The 25,348-nt window shown below is 71.2% G+C and carries 24 protein-coding genes and 1 pseudogene; 13 read left to right on the top strand and 12 right to left on the bottom strand.

Annotation, left to right across the window (positions count from 1 at the left end):
• Positions 1-41: 41 nt before the first annotated feature.
• From pstB to ACFU3E_RS01970, 7 genes are all read right to left on the bottom strand, one after another.
• The gene (gene pstB, locus ACFU3E_RS02000) at positions 42-818 is read right to left on the bottom strand and encodes a phosphate ABC transporter ATP-binding protein PstB (RefSeq protein ID WP_384150527.1); all 777 of its coding nucleotides are present in this window, start codon (positions 816-818) and stop codon (positions 42-44) included.
• A 43-nt stretch (positions 819-861) separates the two neighbouring features.
• Positions 862-1,923 (bottom strand): phosphate ABC transporter permease PstA, encoded by a 1,062-nt coding sequence (gene pstA, locus ACFU3E_RS01995; RefSeq protein WP_384150524.1) that lies wholly within the window; start codon positions 1,921-1,923, stop codon positions 862-864.
• Positions 1,920-2,918 (bottom strand): phosphate ABC transporter permease subunit PstC, encoded by a 999-nt coding sequence (gene pstC / locus ACFU3E_RS01990; RefSeq protein WP_384150521.1) that lies wholly within the window; start codon positions 2,916-2,918, stop codon positions 1,920-1,922. The genes pstA and pstC overlap by 4 nt, the downstream gene beginning before the upstream one ends.
• Before the next feature lie 107 nt (positions 2,919-3,025).
• Positions 3,026-4,153 (bottom strand): phosphate ABC transporter substrate-binding protein PstS, encoded by a 1,128-nt coding sequence (gene pstS / locus ACFU3E_RS01985; protein WP_384150518.1) that lies wholly within the window; start codon positions 4,151-4,153, stop codon positions 3,026-3,028.
• 247 nt (positions 4,154-4,400) lie between these two features.
• Positions 4,401-4,835 (bottom strand): NUDIX hydrolase, encoded by a 435-nt coding sequence (locus ACFU3E_RS01980; RefSeq protein WP_384150515.1) that lies wholly within the window; start codon positions 4,833-4,835, stop codon positions 4,401-4,403.
• A gap of 31 nt (positions 4,836-4,866) precedes the next feature.
• On the bottom strand, positions 4,867-5,946 hold the full coding sequence (locus ACFU3E_RS01975; protein WP_384150511.1) for a CHAD domain-containing protein: 1,080 nt from the start codon (positions 5,944-5,946) through the stop codon (positions 4,867-4,869).
• Complete coding sequence (locus tag ACFU3E_RS01970) at positions 5,927-8,158, bottom strand: RNA degradosome polyphosphate kinase (RefSeq protein WP_384150508.1); 2,232 nt, start codon at positions 8,156-8,158, stop codon at positions 5,927-5,929. Before ACFU3E_RS01970 ends, ACFU3E_RS01975 begins: the two co-directional genes overlap by 20 nt.
• A gap of 568 nt (positions 8,159-8,726) precedes the next feature.
• Between ACFU3E_RS01970 and ACFU3E_RS01965 the strand changes: the two genes are divergently transcribed.
• The 6 genes from ACFU3E_RS01965 to ACFU3E_RS01940 all read left to right on the top strand — a co-directional run bounded on the left by ACFU3E_RS01965 (position 8,727) and on the right by ACFU3E_RS01940 (position 14,180).
• Positions 8,727-9,275, top strand: a complete 549-nt coding sequence (locus ACFU3E_RS01965) for an RNA polymerase sigma factor (RefSeq protein WP_384150505.1) — start codon at positions 8,727-8,729, stop codon at positions 9,273-9,275.
• Entirely contained in the window at positions 9,272-10,108 is an 837-nt protein-coding gene (locus ACFU3E_RS01960) for a zf-HC2 domain-containing protein (RefSeq protein WP_384150502.1), read from the top strand. Before ACFU3E_RS01965 ends, ACFU3E_RS01960 begins: the two co-directional genes overlap by 4 nt.
• Positions 10,105-10,965 carry an ABC transporter ATP-binding protein gene (locus ACFU3E_RS01955; RefSeq protein ID WP_384150499.1) on the top strand — a complete coding sequence of 287 codons (861 nt, stop codon included), beginning with the start codon at positions 10,105-10,107 and terminating at the stop codon, positions 10,963-10,965. Before ACFU3E_RS01960 ends, ACFU3E_RS01955 begins: the two co-directional genes overlap by 4 nt.
• A complete protein-coding gene (locus tag ACFU3E_RS01950) occupies positions 10,962-12,482 on the top strand; it encodes an ABC transporter permease (RefSeq protein ID WP_384150496.1) in 1,521 nt (506 codons plus the stop codon). Before ACFU3E_RS01955 ends, ACFU3E_RS01950 begins: the two co-directional genes overlap by 4 nt.
• Positions 12,473-13,099 (top strand): ABC transporter, encoded by a 627-nt coding sequence (locus ACFU3E_RS01945; protein WP_384150493.1) that lies wholly within the window; start codon positions 12,473-12,475, stop codon positions 13,097-13,099. Before ACFU3E_RS01950 ends, ACFU3E_RS01945 begins: the two co-directional genes overlap by 10 nt.
• Before the next feature lie 109 nt (positions 13,100-13,208).
• Entirely contained in the window at positions 13,209-14,180 is a 972-nt protein-coding gene (locus ACFU3E_RS01940) for a LysR family transcriptional regulator (protein ID WP_384150490.1), read from the top strand.
• On the opposite strand, the pseudogene ACFU3E_RS01935 reads toward ACFU3E_RS01940, so the two are convergent.
• Together ACFU3E_RS01935 and mshD are read right to left on the bottom strand one after the other, a co-directional pair.
• Positions 14,152-14,407: pseudogene (locus ACFU3E_RS01935) on the bottom strand (N-acetyltransferase); the annotation flags it as partial. The gene ACFU3E_RS01940 and the pseudogene ACFU3E_RS01935 overlap by 29 nt on opposite strands.
• A 9-nt stretch (positions 14,408-14,416) precedes the next feature.
• Positions 14,417-15,343, bottom strand: a complete 927-nt coding sequence (gene mshD / locus ACFU3E_RS01930; RefSeq protein ID WP_384150487.1) for a mycothiol synthase — start codon at positions 15,341-15,343, stop codon at positions 14,417-14,419.
• Between the two features lie 146 nt (positions 15,344-15,489).
• Here mshD and ACFU3E_RS01925 point away from each other — a divergent pair, with 146 nt between their 5' ends.
• From ACFU3E_RS01925 to ACFU3E_RS01915, 3 genes are all read left to right on the top strand, one after another.
• The gene (locus tag ACFU3E_RS01925; RefSeq protein ID WP_384150485.1) at positions 15,490-17,307 is read left to right on the top strand and encodes a bifunctional metallophosphatase/5'-nucleotidase; all 1,818 of its coding nucleotides are present in this window, start codon (positions 15,490-15,492) and stop codon (positions 17,305-17,307) included.
• Positions 17,308-17,365: 58 nt separating this feature from the next.
• Complete coding sequence (locus ACFU3E_RS01920; protein WP_384150483.1) at positions 17,366-18,577, top strand: DUF2993 domain-containing protein; 1,212 nt, start codon at positions 17,366-17,368, stop codon at positions 18,575-18,577.
• 323 nt (positions 18,578-18,900) lie between these two features.
• The gene (locus ACFU3E_RS01915) at positions 18,901-19,710 is read left to right on the top strand and encodes a hypothetical protein (protein ID WP_384150480.1); all 810 of its coding nucleotides are present in this window, start codon (positions 18,901-18,903) and stop codon (positions 19,708-19,710) included.
• 103 nt (positions 19,711-19,813) lie between these two features.
• Here ACFU3E_RS01915 and ACFU3E_RS01910 read toward each other — a convergent pair whose 3' ends face one another.
• The 3 genes from ACFU3E_RS01910 to ACFU3E_RS01900 form a co-directional block, all read right to left on the bottom strand.
• On the bottom strand, positions 19,814-21,895 hold the full coding sequence (locus ACFU3E_RS01910; protein ID WP_384150477.1) for a pectinesterase family protein: 2,082 nt from the start codon (positions 21,893-21,895) through the stop codon (positions 19,814-19,816).
• Between the two features lie 78 nt (positions 21,896-21,973).
• Complete coding sequence (locus tag ACFU3E_RS01905; protein ID WP_384150475.1) at positions 21,974-22,756, bottom strand: hypothetical protein; 783 nt, start codon at positions 22,754-22,756, stop codon at positions 21,974-21,976.
• A gap of 180 nt (positions 22,757-22,936) precedes the next feature.
• Complete coding sequence (locus tag ACFU3E_RS01900) at positions 22,937-23,215, bottom strand: hypothetical protein (protein WP_384150472.1); 279 nt, start codon at positions 23,213-23,215, stop codon at positions 22,937-22,939.
• Positions 23,216-23,578: 363 nt separating this feature from the next.
• Here ACFU3E_RS01900 and ACFU3E_RS01895 point away from each other — a divergent pair, with 363 nt between their 5' ends.
• Genes ACFU3E_RS01895 through ACFU3E_RS01880 form a run of 4 tightly spaced genes read left to right on the top strand, consistent with a single transcriptional unit; the run spans position 23,579 to position 25,343 of the window.
• Positions 23,579-24,391, top strand: coding sequence for a helix-turn-helix domain-containing protein (locus ACFU3E_RS01895; protein WP_384150619.1), 813 nt, complete (start codon positions 23,579-23,581; stop codon positions 24,389-24,391).
• Entirely contained in the window at positions 24,388-24,609 is a 222-nt protein-coding gene (locus tag ACFU3E_RS01890) for a DUF397 domain-containing protein (protein ID WP_384150469.1), read from the top strand. The genes ACFU3E_RS01895 and ACFU3E_RS01890 overlap by 4 nt, the downstream gene beginning before the upstream one ends.
• 51 nt (positions 24,610-24,660) lie before the next feature.
• On the top strand, positions 24,661-24,948 hold the full coding sequence (locus ACFU3E_RS01885; protein WP_104787647.1) for a hypothetical protein: 288 nt from the start codon (positions 24,661-24,663) through the stop codon (positions 24,946-24,948).
• Positions 24,945-25,343: a hypothetical protein gene (locus ACFU3E_RS01880; RefSeq protein WP_384150466.1), complete on the top strand. Its 399-nt coding sequence runs from the start codon at positions 24,945-24,947 to the stop codon at positions 25,341-25,343. The genes ACFU3E_RS01885 and ACFU3E_RS01880 overlap by 4 nt, the downstream gene beginning before the upstream one ends.
• The last annotated feature ends 5 nt before the right edge of the window (positions 25,344-25,348 follow it).

Genomic DNA, 25,348 nt, shown 5'->3' with positions numbered 1-25,348 from the left:
GCACCGCCATGCAGCACCGCGAGGAGACTCGGCAGGCCGGATCAGCCGAAGCGGCCGGAGATGTAGTCCTCCGTGGCCTGGACCGACGGGTTGGAGAAGATGCGCTCCGTGTCGTCGATCTCGACGAGCTTGCCGGGCTGGCCGACCGCCGCGAGGTTGAAGAACGCGGTGCGGTCGGAGACGCGGGCCGCCTGCTGCATGTTGTGCGTCACGATGACGATCGTGAAGCGCTCCTTGAGCTCGCCGATCAGGTCCTCGATCGCGAGGGTGGAGATCGGGTCGAGCGCCGAGCAGGGCTCGTCCATGAGCAGGACGTTCGGCTCGACCGCGATCGCCCGGGCGATGCACAGCCGCTGCTGCTGGCCGCCGGAGAGGCCCGAGCCGGGCTTGTTCAGGCGGTCCTTGACCTCGTTCCAGAGGTTCGCGCCCCTGAGGGAGCGCTCGACGATGTCCGCCAGCTCGCTCTTCTTGTGGTTGCCGTTCAGCCGCAGTCCCGCCGCGACGTTGTCGAAGATCGACATCGTGGGGAACGGGTTCGGACGCTGGAACACCATGCCGACCTCGCGGCGGACCGACACCGGGTCGATGCCCGCGCCGTAGAGGTCCTCGTCGTCGAGGAGCACCTTGCCCTCGACCCGGCCGCCCGAGGTGACCTCGTGCATCCGGTTCAGCGTGCGCAGGAACGTCGACTTGCCGCAGCCGGACGGGCCGATGAAGGCCGTCACCGAGCGCGGCTCGACGGTCATCGAGATGTCCTCGATCGCCTTGTGGGAGCCGTAGTAGGCGGTCAGTCCGCTGACGTCGATTCGCTTGGCCATGACTACTTCACTTCCAGACTCAGTCAGTCGCTGTATGGCCGCTTCAGCGACCGGTCTTCGGGGCCTTCCAGCGGGCGATGCCGCGGGCCGCCAGGTTCAGGACCATGATGAACGCGATGAGCGTCAGTGCCGCCGCCCAGGCACGGTCGTAGGCCGCGCCGGAGCCACCGCTGTTGGCGTACTGCAGGTAGATGTACATCGGCAGCGAGGCCTGCGGGTCCTTGAAGGGGTTGGCGTTGATGAAGTTCGTACCCCAGACCAGCAGCAGCACGGGAGCGGTCTCCCCGGTGATGCGCGCGATCGCGAGCATCACGCCGGTGGTGATGCCGCCCAGGGACGTCGGAATGACGACCTTCAGGATGGTGCGCCACTTCGGCACGCCCAGCGCCAGCGACGCCTCGCGCAGCTCGTTCGGGACGAGCTTGAGCATTTCCTCCGTGGAGCGGACGACCACCGGGATCATCAGGATGCACAGGGCCAGCGAGCCGGCGAAGCCGGTGGGACCCAGGTCGAACATCAGGACGATGCTGAGGATGAACAGACCCGCGACGATCGACGGGATGCCCGTCATGACGTCGACGAAGAAGGTGACGGCCTGGGCGAGCCTGCCGCGCCCGTACTCGACGAGGTAGACCGCGGTCAGCACACCCACCGGCACGGAGATCAGGGTGGCGATGCCCACCTGCTCCAGCGTGCCGAGGATGGCGTGGTAGATACCGCCGCCGGGCTCGCTGTCGGCGACCACACCCATCGAGTGGGTGAGGAAGTACATGTCGAGGACCTTGACACCGCGCTTCACGGTCTCCCAGATCAGGGAGATCAGCGGGATGACGGCGAGGAGGAACGCGACCCACACCAAGCTGGTCGCCGTCCGGTCCTTGGCCTGCCGCTTGCCCTCGACGCGCGCGGAGATGGCGTACGACCCGAGGACGAAGAGGACCGCGGCGATCAGGGCCCACTGGATGTCGCTGTGCAGTCCGGCCGCGGTGCTGATGCCGAGGCCGAGGGCGATCGAGCCGGCGGCGACCGCCCAGGCGAACCACTTGGGCAGGGTCGCACCGCGCAGGGCGCTCGGGCGCTTGCCGGAGAGGGTTGCGTTGCTCATGCGTTGGCCCCCGAGTACTCCTTGCGGCGGGCGATGATCAGGCGGGCCGCGCCGTTGACCAGCAGGGTGATGACGAAGAGCACGAGGCCGGACGCGATCAGCGCGTCCCGGCCCAGCTCGGTGGCCTCGTTGAACTTGCTGGCGATGTTCTGGGCGAAGGTGCCACCGCCCGGGTTGAGCAGGCTGGTGGTGATGTCGAAGGTCGGCGAGAGCACCATGGCGACGGCCATGGTCTCGCCGAGCGCGCGGCCGAGGCCGAGCATCGAGGCGGAGATGACGCCGGAGCGGCCGAAGGGCAGGACGGACATGCGGATGACCTCCCAGCGCGTGGCGCCGAGGGCGAGGGCCGCCTCTTCGATCATCTGCGGGGCCTGGCGGAAGACCTCGCGGCTCACGTTGGTGATGATCGGGAGGATCATGATCGCGAGCACGATGCCGACGGTGAACAGCGAGCGGGCGGCGCCGCCGTTCCACTGGAAGAGGCCGGTCCAGCCGAGGTAGTCGTCCAGCCAGCCGTAGAGCCCGTTCAGGTGCGGCACGAGCACGAGGGCGCCCCACAGGCCGTAGACGATGGACGGCACCGCGGCGAGCAGGTCGACCACGTACGCGATGGGGCCGCCGAGCTTGCGCGGGGCGTAGTGCGTGATGAACAGGGCGATGCCGACCGCGATCGGCACGGCGATGACCATGGCGATGATCGACGAGACGATGGTGCCGAAGGCCAGGACCGCGATGCCGAAGACCGGCGGCGTGCCGCTGGGGCTCCACTCGAAGGTGGTGAAGAAGTTGCCCTCGTCCTTGCTGATCGCGAGGGCGGCGCGATAGGTCAGGAAGGCCGCGATGGCGGCCATGATCACCAGCACGAGGATGCCGGACCCGCGGGAGAGGCCGAGGAAGATCCGGTCTCCGGGACGGGTGGCGCCGCGCGCGGCGCGCTTCTGCCCGGCCTCGGACGGCTTGGGGGGTGCGCTGGGATTCTGTGTCGTTATGTCCATCAGGTTCTCCGGTCTGCGGAGCCGTCTCCCGTGTGCGAAAGGCTCCTGGCGGCGGTGCACCGGACGGTGCGGCCCGACCCCGTTCGGGACCGGGCCGCACACTCAGGTCAGCTCAGGCCGTTGATGGTCTCGCGGACCTTGGTGATGACCTCTTCGGGCATCGGGGCGTAGGCGGCGTCCTCCAGCACGCCCTGTCCGTCCTCGGATGCCATGTAGCCGAGGAAGGACTTGACCGCGGGCAGCGTGTCGGCCTTGTTGCCCTTGTCGCAGACGATCTCGTAGGTCACCAGCGTGATCGGGTAGGCGCCCTCGGCCTTGGTCGCGTAGTCGAGCTCAAGGGAGAGGTCCTTGCCGGTGCCGACCTGCTTGGCCGCGGCGATGGCCCGGGTGGCGTTGTCCAGAGTGGCCTCGACCGGCTTGGGGGCGCCCGTGTCGATGCTGACCGTCTTCATGCCGTCCTTGGCGTAGGAGAGCTCGAAGTACGAGATCGCGCCCGGGGTCTGCTTCACCTGCTGCGCCAGGCCGGAGGAGCCCTGCGCGGACTGGCCGCCCTTGGCCTCCCAGGCCTTGCCCGGCTCGTACGTCCAGTCCTTCGGCGCGGCGGCCTTCAGGTACTTGGTGAAGTTGTCCGTCGTACCGGACTCGTCCGAGCGGTGGAAGGCCTGGATCTTGAGGTCCGGCAGCGTGGCGTCGGGGTTGAGCTTCGTGATCGCCGGGTCGTTCCACTTGGTGATCTTGCTGTCGAAGATCTTGGCGAGGGTGGGCGCGTCCAGGACGAGGTTGTCGACGCCCTCCACGTTGTAACCGATGGCGACCGGGCCGCCGACCATCGGGATGTCGATGGCCTGGCCGCCGGTGCAGACCTTCTTGGACTGCTCGACCTCTTCGGGCTTCAGCGCGGAGTCCGAGCCGGCGAACGCGGTCTGGCCCTGCAGGAACGCGGTGATACCCGCGCCCGAGCCGGTCGGGTTGTAGTTGACCTGCACGTTCTTGCAGGCCGCGGTGTACTGCTTGACCCACGCGTCGATCGCGTTCTTCTGCGCGGAGGAGCCCGACGCCTGCAGCTGGCCCTTGGCGTCGTCGCACTTGACGTTGCTCGGCGCGGCGGCGTTGGAGGAGTCTCCGCCCGCGGCTCCGCCGGTCTCGTCGGAGCCGCACGCCGTGAGGGCCAGGGCGCCGGAGACGGCGAGAGCACCGAGAGCGAGGGCCCGCCGGTTCATGCGCTGAAGCTTCACTTGAGTTCCTTCCAAGAGCCGCCGTCCTGAATCGGCGGCGTGCGAAGTCTGAGTGACGCTGACGCGGTCGCACCCAGCGGGCGCGGCTCGCGTCGGTAAGGCCGAAATTAGGCAGATCAGGTGAAGGCGCCAATGGCCGCAAATGAACGAGGGGTGAACCCCTGCCTAAGGCCTGGTGAGGTAACGGAATGCTCACGGGGAGAGCACGCCGGCATTCCGCTTTCGCGGACGAAGCGGGACCGTCCGGTCAGCCCGCCGTCCGGGGCAGGTGCAGCACCACGAGCAGCTCGTCGACCAGGGGCCGGTCGTGGGGCTGTGTGAGCCGGGTGCGGGCGGCCGCGGGCGCCAGCCACAGGACCCGGTCCACCTCGTCCGTCGGGGAGAACGCGCAGGACACGGCCTCGGCGGCCCAGTAGCGGACCTGCTTGGGGCGGCCGTTCGCCCGGTAGCGCTGGGTGGACAGCTCGGGGCCCGGCACGGCCCGGCAGCCCGTCTCCTCCGCCACCTCGCGCAGTGCGCCCGCCAGCGCCTCTTCGCCGCGCTTCAGTTTCCCCTTCGGCCACGACCAGTCGTCGTATTTCGGCCGGTGAACGAGGCAGAGCTCCGGCGCGCCGGTGACGGAGGAGCGGCGCCACAGGACGCAGCCCGCCGCCTGAACGGTGGTGTCCTTGGGAGTGCTCACCGGTCTCACCGCCTCCTGGTGCCGGGTCCGGTCATGACGCGCCGACGGTCTCCTTCTGCCAGGCCTGCTGGAACGCGAAACGCGCCGCCTCCACCTCGTGCCGCTGGTCGGCGTGGAGCACGCCGAGGACGTACGCCGTGGCCGGGGCGATGCGGGGGGTGCGGGCCGCCTGGGCCGCCGCTGCCGCCGCCTCCGAGGCGTCGCGGTGGCGGTTCAGGGCCTGGCCCGCGGAGAGCAGGCGCAGATCGACGACGGCGTTGCCTTTGGGCCCGCTGACGGCCTCGCGGGCGTAGCGGTGCAGGCGCAGCAGCAGGCGGACCTGGTGCCACGGGGCGTCCTGCGGGTGCGGGACCGTGTCCGGGGACAGGCCGTGGACGAGGGCCGCGGCGTTGTACGGGTGCCCGGCGGTGACGAGGGGGAGGGCGGCGACGGCGTCCGAGAGGCGGCCCTCGGCCGACGTGGCGAGGGGGCGCAGGTCGGTGGTGCCGGCGGTCTTGGTGAGGGGGACCTCGCTGGCCAGGACGGCGACCTTGTCCGCGACGGCGTGGAAGCGGCTGCTGCCCAGGGCCTGCAGGGCGGTGGAGTGGGCTCGGGTGCGGGCGAGGGTCAGCCGGCGGTCGAGCAGGGCGCCTGCCTTCGCCGCTCCCACGGTCAGGTTGCCGCGTTCCTGGGCGGGGGCGCCGGCCTTCGCGGGCGGTGCCGCCGCGCCCACCGGTGCGCTCGTCTGGACCGGGAACGCCGTCGAGCCCGACAACCGGTGCAGGGCCGTCAGCAGGCGCTCCAGGCGGGCCGTGTACGCGTGCTCCATCGCCAGCGTCCCCGACACCCAGGCCAGTTCGGGGCGCATAGCCTCGCACCAGTCCGTGTCGAGGAGGGACTGGAACGTGTGCAGGCTGGCGCTGACGCGGCGGGCCGAGCGGCGCAGGGCGCGGGCCGCCTCGGCGGATCCTTCGGAGCCGTTCGCCCCCGACCCCGTCTCCCGGTGCAGGCGCAGCGCTCGGAGGAACTCCGTGGCCTGGGCCCGCAGGTAGCCCGCGAGGGCGTCACCCGTGGGGGCGGGCCCGACCTGCCTGGACCGGGGATCCGCCGGGTCAAGGTGTTGCTGTGCCACGCCGGCGCCTCCGGGCGTCTATGAGCATCTCCTGGACGTTGCGCAGGGGCTGTCCGTCCGCGTCGGTCGCATGCCGGGTCCAGTCGCCGTCCGGGCCGAGGTGCCAGGAGGCGGTGGAGTCGGACATGCCGGTCTCCAGCAGCCGGTTCAGGGCTGCCCGGTGGGCCGGGTCGGTGACCCGGACCAGGGCCTCTATCCGGCGGTCGAGGTTGCGGTGCATCATGTCGGCGCTGCCGATCCACACCTCGGGCTCGCCGCCGTTGCCGAAGGCGAACACCCGGGAGTGCTCCAGGAACCGGCCGAGGATCGAGCGGACCCGGATGTTCTCCGACAGGCCCGTCACGCCCGGGCGCACCGCGCAGATGCCCCGCACCCAGATGTCCACCGGCACGCCCGCCTGGGCCGCGCGGTAGCAGGCGTCGATGACGGCCTCGTCGACCATCGAGTTGACCTTGATGCGGACGTACGCGGGGCGCCCCGCACGGTGGTGCTGGACTTCCTTGGTGATCCGGGAGACCAGGCCGTCGCGCAGCGACTTGGGGGCCACGAGGAGGCGGCGGTAGGTCTCCCGGCGGGAGTAGCCGGAGAGGCGGTTGAAGAGGTCCGAGAGGTCGGCGCCGACCTGCGGGTCGGCCGTGAGCAGGCCGAGGTCCTCGTAGAGGCGGGCCGTCTTCGGATGGTAGTTGCCGGTGCCGACGTGGCTGTAGCGGCGGAGCGTCTCGCCCTCCTGGCGGACCACCAGGGACAGCTTGCAGTGGGTCTTCAGCCCGACCAGGCCGTAGACCACGTGGCAGCCGGCCTCCTCCAGCTTGCGCGCCCACTTGATGTTGGCGTGCTCGTCGAAACGGGCCTTGATCTCGACCAGGACCAGGACCTGCTTGCCGGACTCGGCGGCCTCGATGAGCGCGTCGACTATCGGGGAGTCGCCTGAGGTCCGGTACAGGGTCTGCTTGATCGCGAGGACGTCCGGGTCGCCGGCCGCCTGCTCCAGGAAGGCCTGGACGGAGGTGGAGAACGAGTCGTACGGGTGGTGCAGCAGCACGTCCCGCTCGCGCAGGGCGGCGAAGATGTCCGGCGCGGACGCCGACTCGACCTCGGCGAGGTCGCGGTGGGTGCCGGCGACGAACTTGCGGTACTTCAGCTCGGGCCGGTCCAGGGAGGCGATCCGGAACAGGCCCGTGAGGTCCAGCGGGCCCGGCAGCGGGTAGACCTCGGCCTCGCTGATCTTCAGCTCGCGCACCAGCAGGTCCAGGACCTCGCGGTCGATGGACTCCTCGACCTCCAGGCGCACCGGCGGGCCGAAGCGGCGCCGCATGAGCTCCTTCTCCAGGGCCTGGAGCAGGTTCTCGGCGTCGTCCTCCTCGACCTCCAGGTCCTCGTTGCGGGTGAGGCGGAAGGCGTGGTGCTCCAGGACCTCCATGCCCGGGAACAGCTCCTCGAGGTGGGCGGCGATGACGTCCTCGATGGGGACGTAGCGGCCCGGGGAGCTCTCCAGGAACCGGGACAGCAGCGGCGGCACCTTCACGCGGGCGAAGTGCTTGTGGCCCGTGACGGGGTTCCGTACGACGACGGCCAGGTTCAGGGACAGGCCGGAGATGTACGGGAAGGGGTGTGCGGGGTCGACCGCCAGCGGGGTCAGGACGGGGAAGATCTGGTGCCGGAACAGGGTGAACAGGCGGGCCTGCTCCTTCTCCTGCAGCTCGTTCCAGCGGACCAGGTGGATGCCCTCCTCCGCGAGTGCGGGGGCGACGTCCTCGTGGTAGCAGGCGGCGTGCCGGGCCATGAGCTCGCGGGAGCGGGCCCAGATCATCTCCAGCACCTCGCGCGGCTGGAGGCCGGAGGCGGAGCGGGTGGCCACGCCGGTGGCGATACGGCGCTTCAGACCGGCCACCCGGACCATGAAGAACTCGTCCAGGTTGCTGGCGAAGATCGCGAGGAAGTTGGCCCGCTCCAGCAGGGGCGTCTCGGGGTCCTCGGCGAGTTCGAGCACGCGCTCGTTGAAGGCGAGCCAGCTGCGCTCCCGGTCGAGGAAACGCCCCTGTGGCAGCTGGGGCCCGTCGTACGGCGACTCCTCGTACGCGTCGAGGTCGGCGTCGATGTCGGGTTCCAGATCGGAGACGACGGCCGCGACCGTGTGCGGGCGGTGGGCCGCGATGGAGCCCACGGAGGGCTGCGCGTGCTGGACCTGTGCCTGGGTGTTCGGCTGGCTCATGGACCCATTCTTCCGCGCCGCGAGCATCACGGGCGCGTCGGACAGCGCGAGCGGGAGCGGGGGTGTCACATGAGTGCTCCCGTTTCCCTCGGGACCCTCGCGGGGCGGGGAAGGCTCTGGCACAGCGGGATTCATTGGCCGAGCTTCGCAAGCTCGTCTGAATCACTGGTTACGGAGACATGACGTGCGGGATAGCGGGGGGCGGCTCGCGGGCGTCCACAGGGCCGGGGTGCGGGGGCGGGCGGCTGCCCACAGGCTGTGGACGGTCCCCGGTGACGCCGGGCGCCTCCGGAGTGTCCCCAAAGGGCGGGCCGCGCGTCCATCTCCCCGGTGGAAGGGCACCCGCGCGCGGTGCCGGCATGGAAACGAGCCCGCCGGCGCCCGTGACGGCCGTGATACCGAAATCACTCTCCGTGAGGGTCGGCTGCGTGCGGGCACCACCCTCCCCGGCTTCCTTCACCCACGGCACGCCGTCGCCCCCGCCCGCTCGTCCTGCCGGCAGGAAAACCGGGGCACCCTCCTGAGCGATCAGATGAACCGTTCGGGCCGGGCCGTCCGATGAGGAGACGTGAGCGATACGAGAAGCGACGGGGAGTTGCTGCGGTCCATCGCCGCGGACGCCGACCGGCGCGCCTTCGAGGAGCTGTACCGGCGCTACGCGCCATGGCTCCGGGCCCGGCTGCGGGGGCGGTGCGCCGACCTCGGGGTCGTCGACGACGTCGTGCAGGAGACGTTCCTGGCGGTGTGGCGGGGCACGGCCCGCTACCGGGAGGGCCACTCCGCGGACGCGGCCGGATGGCTGTGGCGCATCGGGTCGCGGCGGCTGGTGGACGCGCTGCGGGGCGACGGGGCGCGGGGGCGGCTGCGGCAGGCCCTGGCACGGTTGCGGCACCGGGACGAGGCGTCGGCGGAGGAACGCGTGCTCGCGGGGGTGGAACACGGGGACCTCGCCGGGGCCCTGGTCCGGCTGTCGCCGGAGCTGCGGGCGGTGCTGCAGGCGACCGTCATCGACGGGCTGACCACCCGTGAGGCGGCCGTGCTGCTCGGGATACCGCCCGGGACGGTCAAGACACGGGCGATGCGGGCCCGGAAGCAGTTGCGGGAGGCGTTGACATGAGCTGGCACGTGTCCGAAGAGGATCTGCGCGCCTACGCGCGAGGGGAGTTGGAAGCTCCCCTGCTCTGGTCCGCCGACGCGCATCTGACCTCCTGCGCCCGGTGCCGCGGGGCGCTGGCCGACGTCAGCGACCCGGTCGCTCTCGACGCCGGGTGGGACCGGCTCGACGCCGAACTGGACGCGCCCCGGACGGGGCTGCTGGAGAAGCTGCTCGTGCGGATCGGGGTGGCCGGGCACACCGCGCGGCTGCTGGCGGCGACGCCGGTGCTGCGGCGGTCCTGGCTGGGGGCCGTCGTCGTCGTGCTGCTTCTGAGCGTGGGGGCCGGGCACTTCGTGCGCGGCGGGGAGTTCCCCACGCTGTTCCTGGCCCTCGCGCCGCTGCTGCCGCTGGCGGGGGTGGCGTTGTCGTACGGGCCCGCGCTGGATCCGACGTACGAGATGGCCGTCGTCGCGCCGATGCACGGGTTCCGGCTGCTGATGATCCGGACGGTGGCCGTGCTGGCCGTCGTGCTCGGGCTGAACGGGCTGGCGACCCTCGCCCTGCCCGCCTACGGGCTGCGGGCGCTGGCCTGGCTGCTGCCCGGGCTGGCGCTGACGGCGACCGGGCTCGCGCTGATGCCCCGGCTGGGGCCGGTGCTCGCGCCGTCCCTGGTGGGCGGGGCATGGGCCGGGCTGCTGCTGACGGCCGACGCGCTGCGGGCGGGGGCGGATGTGCCGCTCGCGCCGTTCACCGCCGCCGGGCAGGGCGTCGCGGCGGTGGTCGCCGCGCTCGCCGCCGGGCTGCTCTTCCTGCTTCGTGACCGATTCGACCTCTTCCAGGGACGTGCCGTATGACCCCGACCGTGTCCGCCTCAGGGCTGAGCCTCCGCTACGGCGGCACCCGGGCCCTCGACGACGTGTCGCTGCGGCTGACCGCCGGCGTCACCGGGCTGCTCGGCCCCAACGGCGCCGGCAAGACCACGCTGCTGCGGGTGCTCGCCACGGCCCTGCCCGCCGACCGCGGGGCCTTCACCGTGCTCGGGCACGATCCGGGCACCGCCCGCGGCCGGCAGGAGGTGCGGCGCCGGCTGGGCTATCTGCCGCAGACGCCGGGCTTCCACCCGGACTTCACCGCCTTCGAGTTCGTCGACTACGTGGCGATCCTGAAGGAGATGACCGACCGGGGCGCCCGGCACCGGGAGGTACGGCGGGTGCTCGACGAGGTCGGCCTGGCGGACGTGCGGGGCAAGCGGATCCGCAAGCTGTCCGGGGGGATGCGCCAGCGGGTCGCCCTCGGGGCCGCCCTGGTCGGGGACCCCGGGTTCCTGGTCCTCGACGAGCCGACCGTGGGGCTGGACCCCGAACAGCGCATGCGGTTCCGCGAGTTGATCGCCGGAGCCGGGGAGGGCCGCACGGTGCTGCTGTCCACCCATCAGACGGAGGACGTGGCGATGCTCTGCCACCGCGTGGTGGTCATGGCCGGTGGCCGGGTGCGGTTCGAGGGCACCCCGGCCGAGCTGACCGCGCGGGCCGCGGGGCACGTGTGGAGCAGCACCGAGCGGGACCCGGGCGCCAAGGCGGGGTGGCGCACCGGGACCGGGACCTTCCGGAACGTGGGGGACCCGCCGCCCGGCGCCGAGCCGCTCGAACCCACCCTGGAGGACGGCTACCTGCTCACCCTCGACGGCACCGGAGCGGAGGTGGCCGCATGACCGCGGTGGTGGAGAAGCCCGCCGTGTCCCGGACGCGGGACGAGCCCGGCGGGTCCTTCAGGGCCGTGTTCGCCCTGGCCCTGTTCGAGTCACGCCGGCTGCTGACCCGGATCCCGGTGCTCCTCGCCTTCGCCGTGTACCTCGGCTGGACAGTGTGGCGCGCCGGCAGGGACGGGGACGGCTACCCGGCCCTCCAGGACGTCGACCGCGCCACCCAGAGCGCCCCGATGCTGGTCGGCCTCGCGGTCCTGCTGTCCGTCAACCACGCCGCGCTGCGCTCCCGACGGCACGGCACGGAGCGGCACTTCGCGGTGCTGGTGCTCCCGCAGTGGTGCCGTACGGTCGCCCACGCCCTGTCGGTCGTGGCCGCGGCCCTGCTCACCGCCGTGTGCGTGGCCGGGCAGTTCGGCCGGGAGGCGCTGCGGCCCGGGGCGATCGGGCACGGCTCGGTGGGCGAACTGCTCGTGGGTCCCCTGACGGTGCTGTTGTGCGGGCTGCTCGGGCTGCTGGCGGCCGCTCTGGTGAGGTCGGCTCTCGCCGCCCCGCTGATGATCGTGTTCTGCCTGTTCCTGTTCATGTTCCTCTCCGGTGTGGGAACGGGGGACGGCTGGGAGCGGTGGCTCATGCCTGCCGTCGGCGAGGCGAGCAGCAACACGCTGCCCTCCGACCTGATGGGCCGGCCCGCCGCCTGGCACGCCCTGTACCTGGCCGGGCTGGGACTGACCCTCGGACTGCTTGCTGTGCTCGTGGCCGGTGGCCGCAGGCCGGCCGTCCTCGCCGGTGCCGCCGGGGCGCTGGCCATGACGCTGGTGGGCGGGGTGGCCCAGTCGGCGGGCGACTCCCCCGAGTTGGTCAAGGCGCGCGAACGCGCCACGGTGCACCCCGAACAGGTGCAGGCCTGCGTCCGGCGGGACGGGTCGACGTACTGCGCGTTCCCCGGGTGGGGGCCGCGGGTCGCGGACTGGGCCGGGGTGGTGGACCGGGTCCGGTCGCTGGCCGGGGGCGGCGCCCACGAGCAGGACGTCGTCGTACGGCAGCGGGTCGAGGCGCGCTACGGTCTCTCCGGCGACGGTGCGCTGATGCCGCTGGAGCGTCCGCACGAGGTGACGGTGGGCACCCGGTGGGGCGGCAACCGCGTCCCCGAGTTCTCGGCCGCCGTGGCCGGTGTGCTGATCGCGGGCGACGAGAAGGCCGCGACCTCGATCTGTGACGGCCGCATCGTCCCCCTCATGTGGCTGGCCGTGGGCTGGGAGTCCGACCCTCTCGACGCGCTGCGCCGCGTCCGGCTCGACGACAGCATCACCGGCTCCGCCATGGTGCTCCAGCCCACGTCCGGGCTGTCCATGACCGAGGCCCAGACCGAGGTGCTGCGCGCGCTGCTCGACCTGCCCCGTGGTGAGGCCGGCGCCCGGGTCAAGGACCGGTGGGCCGAACTGACCGCGCCGAAGGTCACGGCGGCCCGGGCCGCCGAGCTGCTGGACCTGCCCGCTCCCGAGGGGGAGGACAAGTGCGACTGACCCGGCAGCTGGTGCTCCCCGTCCACCGGACGGTGCCGTGGGGCGTGGTCGGCGCGGCCGGGGCGGCGGGGCTGCTGCTCGCCGCGCTGACCCGGACCGGTGAGACGGCGGAACGGCTCTCCCTGTACCTGCTGCGGGCCGCGATCCTCGCCTTCGCGGTCGGCCTGGCCTTTCTCCTGGACGACCCGGCCCGGCACACCACGGCCGCCGTGCCGACTCCGCGCCCGGTCCGTACCGCCCTGCGCGTCGCCCTGGCCGCCCCGGCCGCGGCGGCCTGGTGGACGGTGGCCCTGCTGCTCGTGCCGCCGGGCGTGCGGCCACCGGCCGGCGACATCACGCTGGAGGCCGGGGCCGCCTTCGCCCTGGCGGTGACCGGCGCGGCGGCCGCGGTGCGCTGCAGCGAGGCCGCCCGGCCCGGACTGCCGGTGGCGGGCGGACTGGTGACCACGGCCGTCCTGGCCATGCTGTTCTGGCCCGGCCGCTGGGCCCTGTTCGTGCCGGTGCAGGACGAGCGGTGGGCGGCGGCGCACGACCGGTGGGCCGTGGTGCTGGCCGGGGCCGTGATCCTGGGAGTGGTGAGCGCGGTGGAGCCGGTGCGGCGGCGGATCCGGCTCTAGCGGGCGCCGGGTACATCGAGTAGTTGTGCCGGCCGGAGCGTCCGGCCTTGGGATCCGGCACTGTCGGGCCGTCCGACAACCAGGTGTTGTGCGGCTAGGCTGCCCTCCCGTGGACCTCAAAGCCGTACGTGCCTTCGTCGCGATCGCCGACTCCGGGCAGTTCCAGAAGGCCGCCGTGGACCTGGCCCTCACCCAGCAGGCCGTGTCCAAGCGGATCGCCGCGCTGGAGAAGGACCTCGGGGTGCGGCTGCTGGTCCGTACGCCGCGCGGGGCGGAGCTCACCATCGACGGGCAGGCCCTGCTGCCGCACGCCCGGGTCCTGCTCCAGGCCGAGGAGCGGGCGACGGCCGCCGTGCGGCCCGGGGACCGGGCGCTGCGGGTGGACGTCGTGGGACGCCGGGCCGCCCCCGGTGGGCTGGTGCAGCACTTCCACCGGGCGCACCCGGAGATCGCGTTGGACGTCGTCACCCTGTTCGACGTGGAGACGGCCGTGACGGCCCTGCGGGAGGGGGCCGTCGACGCCACCTTCCGAGCCGTCACCATGCCCGGGCAGCGGCTCCCCGACGGCATCACCGCGACCCCGGTCCTCGACGAGCCGCTGCAGCTGTGCGTCGGCCCCGGTCACCCCTTCGCCCGGGCCGAGACGGTGGCGACCGCGCAGCTCGCCGGGCACCGGATCTGGATGCCGGGCAACGTGCCCGGGACCGAGTGGCACGCCTACTACGAGGAACTCGCCGCGGCCTTCGGGCCGGCCATCGACACCATCGGGCCCAACTTCGGCCTCGAGGCGCTCCTCGACACGATCGCCGGCTCACCCACCGTGGCGACCTTCCTCAGCGAACGCACCCCGCACGTCTGGCCGGTCGCCCACGACCTGCGGCTCGTCCCGCTCGTGGACCCGGTCCCGGTCTACCCGCACTCGCTGCTCTGGCGTACGGACAACCCGCACCCCGGCCTGGCCGCCCTGCGCGACTACCTGATGGCCACCCGGCCGCGACCGCCCCGGGGAGATACCTGGCGGCCGTCATGGGCGGCCACCGCGGCCCCCTCGCCTACCCGAGCCGCTTCTGCGTCAGCGTGAAGGACTTGGGCGGCCCGCCCGGCTGCGGCTTGCCCTCCTCGCGACCCACGACCCGGTAACCGGCTTCCTGGCAGTAGGCGTTGAGCTGGGTGTTCGTGGCCAGGCAGTCCAGGCGCACGGAGGTCCGCCCCGCCTCGGCCACGCGGTGTTCCGGCCGTCAGCGGCGCCCGCCCCGACCCCGGCGGGGCGGTGGTCCGGTCCACCATCAGCCGGTGCACGTACCCCGACGTCAAGGCTCAGGTCTCCGTCCGGTACATGAGGTCCACCTCGTGCGTGACGAACCCCAGCCGCTCGTACACCGACACCGCCGCCTTGTTGTCGGCGTCGACGTACAGCATCGCCGTCGGCAGCCCCTGCCCCGCAAGGTGCCGCAGCCCGATCGTGGTCAGGGACCTGCCGAGGCCGCCGCCCTGCGCACCGGGCCCGACCCCGAGGACGTACACCTCGCCCAGGCCCTCCTCGGCGTGCACCTTGGTCCAGTGGAAGCCCACGAGTTCGTCGCCGCGGAAGGCGAGGAAGAACCCCTCGGGGTCGAACCAGGGCTCGGCCTTGCGGTCGTCGAGGTCGCGCTGGGTGAGGGAGCCCTGCTCGGGGTGGTGGGCGAAGGCGGCGGCGTTCACCGCGAGCCAGGCCGCGTCGTCCTTGCCGGGGACGAAGGGGCGGACCGTGACGCCGTCGGGGAGCGCCGGCTCGGGCGCGTCGAAGCCGGTCAACGGCCGCCGCATCTGACGCAGTTCACGGAACAGCGTCAGACCCAGGACCTGCGCGAGGTGCCGGGCGGCGGCGTGCCCGCCGTGCGCCCACACCCGCAGCCGCTTTCCCGACGCGGCCAGCAGCGCGGACCCGAGCGCCCGTCCGTGCCCGTGCCCCCGGTGCCCGGGGTGCACGACCAGCTCGGCGGCCGGCGGCTCCACGTCGTCCGTGTCCTCCAACTGGGCATAACCGACAAGTTCCCCGCCGGTGGTGAGCAGCAGATGGGACACGCCCTCCCGCTCCCCGCCGCGCAACTGCAACCGGCCCTGTTCGGACACCGCCTGCTGCCCGTCGGTCCGGGCCGCCTCGTCGAGCAGCCCGAGCACGGCCTCGGTCTGCTCCGCGGAGAGCGCGGCAAGGGTCTCGATCGAGCGGGGGCGGCCGGGCCGTACGGTGTCGTCGCTGGTCATGCGTACGAGGGTACGGGGCGCCACCGGCAAATCAGCGGCAAAGAAGCAACCAGGATGTAACCATGAAACACCTGTCGCGCTACGCGCGTTGACTCTAGGCTGCGCCGGACGACATCACTGTCCCAGCAGACCCAACAGGGGGGCGTATGCCAGCCACTTCACCGGCGCATCCCGAGCGCCGCAGACGTCGTACGAACCGTTTCGCCGCTCTCGCCGCCGGTGTCGTCACCGTCGGCGCGCTGGCCGCCGCGGCGTTGCCGGGCTCGGCGACCGCCGGGGAGAAGCACCGCAAGGGCGGGCACTGGCCCGGCCGCTACCAGGACGTGCAGCTGCTGTCCTTCAACGACCTGCACGGTAACCTCGAGCCGCCGACGGGCTCGTCCGGCCGGGTCACCGAGCACCAGCACGACGGCACCACGAAGACCATCGACGCCGGTGGCGTCGAGTACCTCGCCACGCACCTGAGGCAGGCCCGCAAGGGCGAGAAGTACTCCATCACCGCCGCCGGCGGCGACATGGTCGGCGCCTCCCCGCTGATCTCCGGGCTGTTCCACGACGAGCCGACCATCGAGGCGCTGAACAAGCTCGACCTCGACGTCACCTCGGTCGGCAACCACGAGTTCGACGAGGGCGCCAAGGAGCTGGGACGGCTCCAGAACGGCGGCTGCCACCCGAAGGACGGCTGCTACACGGACAAGAAGTTCAAGGGCGCCGACTTCCCCTACCTGGCGGCCAACGTCCTCGACGAGAAGACGAAGAAGCCGATCCTCAAGCCCTACTGGGTGTGGAAGAAGAACGGCGTCAAGGTCGGCTTCATCGGCGTGACCCTGGAGGGCACTCCGGACATCGTCTCCGCCGAGGGCGTCAAGGGCCTCTCCTTCAAGGACGAGGTCGAGACGATCAACAAGTACGCCAGGGTGCTCCAGAGGCAGGGCGTGAAGTCGATCGTCGCGCTCATCCACGAGGGCGGCTTCCCGGCGTCGACGTCGTACAACTACGACTGCGACTCCCCGGGCGCGGGCGACGGCGTCTCCGGCCCGATCGTCGACATCGCCAAGAACGTCACACCGCAGGTGGACGCGCTGGTCACCGGCCACACCCACAGCGCGTACGTGTGCAGCATCGCCGACCCGGCCGGCAAGCCCCGCATGGTCACCTCGGCCGCGTCCTTCGGCCGTCTCTACACGGACACCACGCTGACGTACGACCGCAGGACCGGCGACATCGCCCGCACGGCGGTGAAGTCGGCGAACCGCGTGGTCACCCGGGACGTCCCCAAGGCGCCCGACATGACCGAGCTGATCAGCAAGTGGAACACGCTGGCCGCGCCCATCGGCAACCGCGCCATCGGCCACATCGCCGGCGACATCGGCAACACCGGCACCGAGTCCCCGCTCGGCGACCTCATCGCCGACGCCCAGCTCGCCCACGGCAAGCAGATCGACCCGGAGACCGACCTGGCGCTGATGAACCCGGGCGGTATCCGCGCACCGCTGACCTACGCGGCCAAGGCCGGTGAGGGCGACGGTGTCGTCACCTATGCCGAGGGCTTCACGGTCCAGCCGTTCGCGAACACCGTGAACCTGCAGGACTTCACGGGTGCCCAGCTCATCCAGGTGCTCAAGGAGCAGGTGACCGGCTCGAACGCCGCGTCGCCCAAGGTCCTCCAGGTGTCGTCCGGCCTCACCTACACGCTGGACCTCACCCAGTCCGGAGCCGACCGTGTGGTCACGGACTCGATCAAGCTGAACGGCGCGGCCATCGACCCGGCGGCCACCTACCGCGTCGCGACGAACAGCTTCCTCGCGGGCGGCGGCGACGGCTTCCCGACCCTCGGCCAGGGCGCGAACGACGTCGTCGGTGCCGACGACCTGACGGCGCTGGAGCAGTACCTGACGGCCAACTCCTCGGCCGCCGACCCGATCGCCCCGCCGAAGGCGGACCGCATCACGATCGTGAAGTAGATCGCATACCTGGGGTTCAGGTTGCGGGTGGGGGAGGTACGCATGGTCGGATGGCTCGATGCGTACCCCCCACCACCTAGATGCGCATCCCCGTCCGAACCCGTACGAGGAGCTCGCCGACCTCGATGACGGACCTCTGGAGGAGACCCCTCTGAAGGAGTTCCTCGCGGAGGAACACGACGCGGGCGCCGAGGACGCCTGGGCCCCGCCGGACCATCGCCGCGGCGGCAGGCGGCGTAGGAAGAATCGTTTCGCTGGCTTGCCGCTCGCGGTGAAGGCGGTCGTCGGCCTGGCCGTCCTCGCCTCGTTCGCCGCCCTCGGCGACCGCTGGGCCGTGCTCTACGCCGAGCACCGGGCCGCGGACACCCTCAAGAGCCGCCTCGACCTGGCCGCGGCGCCGGAGGTGGAGATCGGCGGCTTCCCCTTCCTCACCCAACTCGCCGACAAGCACCTGGACTCGGTGAAGGTGACCGTCCCGGACGTCGCCGCCGACCGGGTCTCCCTGGCGAAGGTGTCGGCCACCGCCCACGACGTACGACTGGACGCCGAAGGCCTCACCTCCGTGCGCGGGGCCCACGTCCCCCGCTTCGACGGGGACGTCCAGCTCACCTTCGCCGACCTCAACCGCGAACTCGGCGCATCCCAGGTGACGTTCACCGGCGAGGGCCGCGACCGGGTCCGGGCCGACGGCACCCTGCCGGTCGCCGGGCACAACCTGCGGCTGCGCGCCGAGGCCCGGATCCAGCGGCAGGGCGAGCGGGGCATCGCCACCGAGATCGGCCGCATGCGCCTGGACATCGGCGACCTGGCCACCTACCGCCCCGGCACCCGCGCCTCGGAGGGCCTGCACCTGACGCCCAAGGGCACCGCCGACCTCGCCCGGGAGACCCGCAAGGCCAAGGCGCTGCTGTCGGTCCCGGCCGTCGTGCGGCGGATGGGCGTGCCCGAGCCGACCGTGCGCGAGGCCCTGGCCGACGACGGCAAGCTCACCGAGCTGACCGGCTCCCCGCGCTTCGCCCGCCAGGCCGCCCGCCTCAACCTCATCGACCTGGCCCTGGAGAACCCCGACGTCATGCGCCGTCTGGGTCTCGACCCCAAGCTGCTCGACTCCCTGTCGGGCCTGACCCGCCCGGTGCTGGCCGGCCGGCTGTCACTGGCGTTCGAACTGCCCGAGCCGGAGCAGGGGGACGTGCGGCTGCGGGACGTACGGGTGGAGGAGGACGGCATCCGGGTGCGGGTGTCGGGATCGGGGCTCTCGGTCGGCGGCTGACGGCACCCGGGCGGCCGAGCGCGCGAAGGCCGTTCGCGCGACCGATGCCGTCGGCGAATTCGGCTGACGCTCGACAAGTGGTGCGAGAGTCTCAGCGACACGCCGTGCACGCGGCGTGTCGCTGAGACGGAACGGACACTTGGCTTCCGCCGCGCGGCATTCGCCAACAGCGTCCGCGGCCCGCCCGCCCGCCCGCCCGTCCGGCCCGGTCCTGGCCCTTCGAGCAGCCGGCCGTGCCCGAAAGTCTGTCCCCGCGGCCGGTGTCCGGACCCGGGGGCGCCCGGACAATGGCGGCGTACCGGACCGAGATGAGGATGATGCGGATGCGTAGGCACGGCCGGTCCCACGAAGCCGAGACGGACGCGCGGGACGGACACGCCCACCGGCCCCCGCTCCGGCCGCACGAGGCCGACCCGCAGGCGGCCCGGCTCGCAGCCGCGGGGCGGATGACACCGGACGCGGCCCTGTCCCTCCAGGGCACCGCCGGAAACGCCGCCTTCGTGGCCGTGCAGCGCATGCCCCAGGGCGACAACGGCGAGGGTCCGGCCGAGGAGAAGCCCATGGACGGGCTGAGCCGGTTGCGGCGGGCCCACGCCCGGGCGGAGAAGCGCGGTCAGGCAGCGGTCACCTACGGACCCGGCCAGAGCCCCTTCGGCCCGTACACGGTGAACAAGGGCCGAGGGGCCGGCCCGTACATCACGTCGAACAAGAAGGACCAGTACCCGGGGAGCGAGAACCTCGGGACCACGTACCAGGAGCTGGTCCAGGCGCTGGACGCCGAGCACGAGCCCATGGTCGCGGCCGCCGCGCGCGGTGAAGCGCTGGACGAGGAACTCCTCGCCGGGATGAGCGTCACGCAGAAGCGGGCCGCCGCCATGCTCTACGGGATCATGAAGGAGTCCGAGGAGCGCAGGTTCCCCGGAGCCGGCAAGGCCATGCGCGGTGCCCTGACGAAGCAGGGCGACGCCTACCACGAGGCGGAGGAGTTCGACGAGGACTTCCCGATGGCCAAGGAGAAGGGCGCGCAGTACTACCGGGAGGTGCTGGCAGGGAAGAAGCAGCTCTCGGACAAGGCCCGCAAGAACCTGGAGGACATGTCGTCGTCGTCCTCGGACGGGGAGAAGTCCTCCTGAGGGCCCGGGCCCGGGCCGGGCCTGGTAGCAGCGCCCCGGGGATCGCCGTGGTGGCCCTTCCGGGTCCGGCGCCGCTCGTCAGCCGGACCCGGAAGGGAGTCGTTCAGGACGCCGAAGGCGTCCAGCCCGCGAGCCAGTCCGCGACCTCCTGGTTCGCGGCCTGCGCGTCGCTCAGGTGGGGCCGGTTGCTGCTCGCCGGGCCCGCACCGGCGCCGTAGTTGCCGTACTCGGCGAACCGGTCGTCCTTCCACGAGAAGCCGCTCATGTCGGTCCACGGTGTGGACTTGATCGCGGCGCTGAGGTTGGTGTTGCGGACCGTGGTCTGCGGGTCGAGCGAGGCGTCACCGCCCGCGTGCCAGGGCCGGCCGAGGTAGAAACTGCCGTTCGAGACATCGCCGTTCACCGTGGAGTTGGCGATCAGGATGCCCTTGCGGTTCGCGGCGGTGCTGGGGGCGGTGATGTAGCCGGCCGATGTTCCGTTCCAGCGCTTCTTCAGCGTGATGACGGACCTGTCGACGACGGCCGTGGCCCGGCCGAAGATGAAGTCGACGTTGCCGATGACGTAGGAGTTGCGGACGTAGACCCGGCCCAGCCGGTCCTTCGACGCGGTGTCGAGCAGCAGCGTGTCCTGGTCGCCACTGACGATGACCCCGTCCAGGAACACCCTGTCGGCGGCGGTCCGCAGGGCGACGGCCTGGTGGCCGTTCAGGCTCTGGTTCCTCGCCTCGTTGAAGTCGTTGGAGATGGTCAGGTTCCGGGCCTGGAAGTCGTCGGCCTGGACGGCGACGGTGGCGCTGCCGGAGGTGCCGTACGTGCCGCCGCCGGGCTTCGGCGTACCGGAGGCGTTGTTGTAGACGATCGTCGTGTCCTTGCGGCTGCCGCCGGTGCCCTCGATGGTGACGTGCGGCTTGTTGGACGGCACCTTCACCAGCTCCCGGTACGTGCCCGGCTTGACCGCGATCACGACCCGCGAGGGGTTGTTCGCCGGTACGGCGTCCACGGCGGCCTGCACGGTGCGGTACTGGCCGCTGCCGTCCTGGGCGACGGTGAGGGTGGTGGCGGCCGCGGCCTTGATGGAGGCCGTCGTGCTCTTGGCGGAGGCGGTCGTCCCGATGGAGGCGCGGGGCCCGGCACCGGCCTTGAGGACCGACGGGAGGTCGGCGGCCTTGTCGAGGGTGTACGGGTAGTAGGCCTTCGGGTCGAAGGCGGTCCCGCCGCTCTCGTTGCGTCCGCTGGTGCCGGAGAAGGAGTTCCCGCGCTGGACGACGGCGGCGCCGCTGTCCTTGATGACCGGGTTCCTGATGCCCTTGAAGAGGGAGTTCTCCAGGACCATCTTCGTCCTGCCGCGTGAGTAGTTCCCGTACGAGGACTTGATGTCCGTGCCCGGGGCGTCCTCCAGGAAGTTGTTGTAGAGGTGCGCGTGGGCGGCGTTGTCGGTGGACGGGTTGCGCTGCTCGGTCTCGCGGATCCAGTTGTGGTGGATCGTGATGTCGGTCTTGACGTTCTCGGTCCAGCCGATGCCGAAGGTCTTGTTGTTGTCGCTCAGCTTGTTCCACGAGACGGTGACGTTCGTGCTGTCCTTGCGGACGTCGATGAGCCCGTCGGCCATGTGGCGCAGGTCGTTGTGGTCGATCCACACGTGATGGGCGCCGTCCATCTGGATCGCGTCGAAGTCGTGGTCCTTGTCGTTCCAGATGCCCTGGTACGCGTCCCGGATGGTCAGGTTCCGGATGATCACGTTGTGCACGCCCTGGCCGAGGAAGAACCCGCCGCCGACGATGTGCCCGGAGGTCCCCTGACCCACGATGGTCTTGTCGGACCGGACCTTGATCTCCTTGCCGACCGGGTTCATGGTGATGGCCCCGGCGACGACGATGACGTACGGCTCGGCGGCGGTGGCGTACTTCTCCAGCTCGGCCTGTGTCTTCACCGTGACGGTCTTGCCGTCCCGGCCGCCGTACGTTCCGTTCTGTCCGAGCGAGTTGACGGAGGCGAACCCGTCGGCGGTGGCGGAGGCCCAGGCGGGGATGGCGGCGGAGGCCTCCTGGGCGGTGGAGCCCAGGACTCCGAGATCGGTGCCGTAGGCGAGGGTGCCGGCGGCGGTCAGGGCCAGGGGGACGCCCAACGCCAGGGCGGTGCGGCTTCTGCGGTGCCGGGGACGGGACGTGCTGCGCGGCTCACTCATACGGCGATCCGTTCCGTGTGGGGGAATGACCGCCGATCAGTCGCCGCCCCACACGGAAAGGTTGCCGGGATATCCGCCTTACTTGATGCAGGACTTGGGGTCGAGTTTCTCCTCGATCTTGTCCTCACGGCCGTCGGGCCGGCCGCTGGGCAGGAGCTTGTCGGAGATGCCGTCGATGTAATACCCGTAGGAGTAGATGGTCTGATAGCCCCGGCCACGCCAGCTGTGCACGGTCCGGTCCCCGTCGCCCTTGTTCCACTGGTAGTCCTCGACGTGGAAGACGGGGTTGACGCGCACGACACGCTGATACGGCGTCCAGGTCACGGCGACCTGGCGGCAGGGCGGGATGGTCTTCTCGCTGCGGGTCTCGAACCGGGACTCCTTCTCCCAGCCCCACTCGTACCCGGCGCTGCCGCCCACGGTGCCGCTGAAGATGCTCTTGGCGAGGGAGAGGCTGATGGTGCCGCCGACGCTCTTCTTCGCGAACGTCTTGGTGCTGTAGCTGCTGACGAAGGTCTCCTTGTCGGCGGCGGAGCCCTTGTTGCCGATCCAGCGTGACGTGCGGACGGTGTCACCCTTGATGGACCAGGTCGAGGCCTCGGCGTACCCGCACCAGCCGCGGAACAGCTCCCACGGCCCGGCGGGCTTCCACAGCCCGAAGACGTCCCGCAGGTACTCGTCCTGGGTCTTGAACTCGCCGGTGTCGACGTTCAGGGCGCCGTACACACCCGTCAGGCTCGTCTCCTGACTGCAGAGCCGTTCGATCATCCGGTCGGTGTCCCCGGGATCCACACCCCGGATGTTGGTCGCCCCGGCGGGCCCGGCGGCAGCGGTCCCCGCGCCGGTCAGCAGACCGGTCACGGCGAGCGCGGCGGAAGCGGCAACTATGCCTGTTTTTCTGAGAGTTGACTTGCGAATGAGACGCATGGGGGTTGGCTCACTCCTGCTAGCGGTTCTGTGACGGCAGTGAAGATGCCAGAGCGGGGGACAGGGGTTTGCGCTACTGATGGGTATGACAGGACATCGACAGCTGGTGGCGGGTCAAGTCCTGCTTTGTCCGGCGTCCCCATCCCTACGGCTGACCGCGACCCGCAGCACGTCGCCCAGGGACTCCACGGCCCTTGTCAGCGCGAAGCGCGTGGCGCGTTCACCGGCCTTGGAGTCCCCGAGTACGGCTCGGGCTCCCGCGAGCACCTGCTCGGCGGAGGCGAGTTGAGCGGCCTCGACGTCGTCGGCGAGCCGCGAGAGCGGGCTGTCGGGGTTGTCGGTGCTGAGGTAGCAGGGCTTGCCGTCGGTGCCGGCCCAGGGGAGCAGCCTCATGCGTAGACCTCCAGGGCGTGCAGGTACGGCCGGACGAGGGGGTGTCCATGGCGAGGGGCTCTGTGGGGCGAGGGCGGGGGAGTCGCGCGGGCGGGGGCAGCGGCCGCGGCGGGGGAGGCGCGGTGGCCCGATGTCGGCCCCGGGCGGGCAGCAGGAGCCGTACGAGGGCGAGCAGGAGGGACTCGCAGAGTTCGGCGATACGCAGGCGCACGGAAGTCTCCCTTCTCAGGGCAGGGGGGAGGTAGGGGGTGACGAGCGGTGATCACCGTTCGTGCCCCCGTCGTCACTGTCTGGTCGTACTCTGCGGAAGAGGCCAGGTGTTGCCTGGACGCTCAGGCAACAGGGAGGGGTGACGTGGGGGAAATGGTTGACGGGGGCCGGGCGGTCCTGGGTCGGACGCTGAGGTTTCTGCGAGAGCAGGCGGGCAAGTCGCTCGGGCAGTTGGCCGAGGACACCGGGTACGACAAGAGCTACTTGAGCCGCCTGGAGTCCGGCGAGCGGCTGTCCAAGCTGGCGGTCATGGAGGACCTGGACAGCTATTACGGGTGCGGTGACCTGCTGGTTCGTGAGTGGCGGGACGCGCGCGGGGAGGTCATCAAGGACAAGTACAAGGCCTTCATGGGCCTTGAGGCGACGGCGCAGATCATGTGGATGTTCCAGCTGCGCGTGCCAGGTCTCCTGCAGACCGAGGACTACGCCCGAGCGGTGTTGTCAGGGTTGTCCGGCGCGCAGACAACGGCAGGCAACGGTGAGGAGGTCGAGGAACAGGTGGTTGCGCGTATGGGGCGGCAGGAGTTGCTCCATCGCCAGCCTGCGCCGAGCGTGCGGGTGATTCTGGACGAGGGTGCGGTACGACGGCCGGTTCCCGACCCGAAGGTCTGGGCCGACCAGTTGTCACACCTGGTGGACGCTGCGGAGCGGCCGAATGTCGCAATTCAGGTGCTGCCTTACACGGCCGGTGTGCACGACCTTATGAACAGCGACCTCATCCTGTTGCGGCAGCGCGTCGGGGATCCTGTCGCCTACGTGGAGGGCAACGGGATCGGTCAGTTGATCGACGATCCGGACAGGGTCCTGTCCTACCGCTTGTCCTGCGATCTCGTCAGGGATGCGGCACTGAGCCCGGCGGAGTCGACGGCGTTCATCAAGCGCCTTCTGGAGGAGTGCAGACCATGAACAGAACCCCTGACCTCACCACCGCGGCGTGGCGCAAGTCCTCCTACAGCGACGGGGGCGCCTCCAACTGCCTCGAAGTCGCCGACAACCACCCCGACGCAGTCCCGGTCCGCGACAGCAAGCGGCCCGACGGTCCGATACTCGTGTTCGGCGCGAGCTCCTGGACATCGTTCCTGGCCGGCGTCAGGACTGAGGGGTCGGCCTGCACCCACGGGTGAAAACCGGAGTAAGCCGACCCGGAGGGGTTGTGGTGCGACTATGGTGGCACTATGGCAGAGAATACGACGATCCAGGTGTCCCGGCAGGCACGCGACCATCTCGCTCAGGTCGCCAAAGAACGTGGGGTAACCCTGGGCCAGCTCGTCGAGCAGCTCGCCCTGGAACAGCCCACAGCCGAGCAGGTCGCCGAGCGGGTCGCCGCGGATCGCCGCGTCGTGCGGGAGACGATCGGCGTGGACATCAGCGATGTCGAGTTCGACGAGGCGCCTGACATCCTCGGCAACATCTACCGCATCGCCGCGGAGAAGGTCCGTGCGGCACGGGGTGCCGCCGCGTGATCATTCTGGACACCGGCGCCACCCTGGCTCTCGCGCAGGGGCACAAGACGCTGAACCTCCTCGCCGGGAACATGGCACGCACCCCCGGCGACCTCCTTCGGATCCCCGCCCTGTGCCTCATGCAGGCGGAGTCGCAGGACGACGGAGCTGCACAGCGCGTACTCGACTTCTCGTCGGTCGTGGTCGACAGCCTCAACACGGCCGCCTCCGTCGCGGTCGGCACCATGATCCGGGACGGCTACGGCGGCCCGGACAACTGTCACGCTCTGTACTGCGCACTGCCGCGCGCTGAATTCACAGGGATGTCGATTCTGCTCACGGACCGCGAACGGCAGTACCCACCCGGCGCGGTCACTGTCGACATCGACTCACCAGGCATGCTCGGCTTCCACTGAGCCCG

Source organism: Streptomyces sp. NPDC057424 (genome assembly GCF_042803315.1).
Lineage (GTDB): Bacteria > Actinomycetota > Actinomycetes > Streptomycetales > Streptomycetaceae > Streptomyces.
The sequence above is the reverse complement of the archived record's forward strand: the minus strand, read 5'-3'. Positions and strand labels throughout refer to the sequence as shown.

Excerpts from the sequence above, each read along its gene's own strand:
- ACFU3E_RS01885 (WP_104787647.1), top strand. The coding sequence starts at position 24,661 with ATGGCAGAGAATACGACGATCCAGGTGTCCCGGCAGGCACGCGACCAT.
- ACFU3E_RS01950 (WP_384150496.1), top strand. The coding sequence starts at position 10,962 with ATGACCGCGGTGGTGGAGAAGCCCGCCGTGTCCCGGACGCGGGACGAG.
- ACFU3E_RS01910 (WP_384150477.1), bottom strand. The coding sequence starts at position 21,895 with ATGAGTGAGCCGCGCAGCACGTCCCGTCCCCGGCACCGCAGAAGCCGC.
- mshD (WP_384150487.1), bottom strand. The coding sequence starts at position 15,343 with ATGACCAGCGACGACACCGTACGGCCCGGCCGCCCCCGCTCGATCGAG.
- ACFU3E_RS01890 (WP_384150469.1), top strand. The coding sequence starts at position 24,388 with ATGAACAGAACCCCTGACCTCACCACCGCGGCGTGGCGCAAGTCCTCC.
- ACFU3E_RS01920 (WP_384150483.1), top strand. The coding sequence starts at position 17,366 with ATGCGTACCCCCCACCACCTAGATGCGCATCCCCGTCCGAACCCGTAC.
- pstC (WP_384150521.1), bottom strand. The coding sequence starts at position 2,918 with ATGGACATAACGACACAGAATCCCAGCGCACCCCCCAAGCCGTCCGAG.
- ACFU3E_RS01955 (WP_384150499.1), top strand. The coding sequence starts at position 10,105 with ATGACCCCGACCGTGTCCGCCTCAGGGCTGAGCCTCCGCTACGGCGGC.
- ACFU3E_RS01915 (WP_384150480.1), top strand. The coding sequence starts at position 18,901 with ATGCGTAGGCACGGCCGGTCCCACGAAGCCGAGACGGACGCGCGGGAC.
- ACFU3E_RS01970 (WP_384150508.1), bottom strand. The coding sequence starts at position 8,158 with ATGAGCCAGCCGAACACCCAGGCACAGGTCCAGCACGCGCAGCCCTCC.
- ACFU3E_RS01960 (WP_384150502.1), top strand. The coding sequence starts at position 9,272 with ATGAGCTGGCACGTGTCCGAAGAGGATCTGCGCGCCTACGCGCGAGGG.
- ACFU3E_RS01925 (WP_384150485.1), top strand. The coding sequence starts at position 15,490 with ATGCCAGCCACTTCACCGGCGCATCCCGAGCGCCGCAGACGTCGTACG.
- ACFU3E_RS01900 (WP_384150472.1), bottom strand. The coding sequence starts at position 23,215 with ATGAGGCTGCTCCCCTGGGCCGGCACCGACGGCAAGCCCTGCTACCTC.
- pstB (WP_384150527.1), bottom strand. The coding sequence starts at position 818 with ATGGCCAAGCGAATCGACGTCAGCGGACTGACCGCCTACTACGGCTCC.
- pstA (WP_384150524.1), bottom strand. The coding sequence starts at position 1,923 with ATGAGCAACGCAACCCTCTCCGGCAAGCGCCCGAGCGCCCTGCGCGGT.
- ACFU3E_RS01895 (WP_384150619.1), top strand. The coding sequence starts at position 23,579 with ATGGTTGACGGGGGCCGGGCGGTCCTGGGTCGGACGCTGAGGTTTCTG.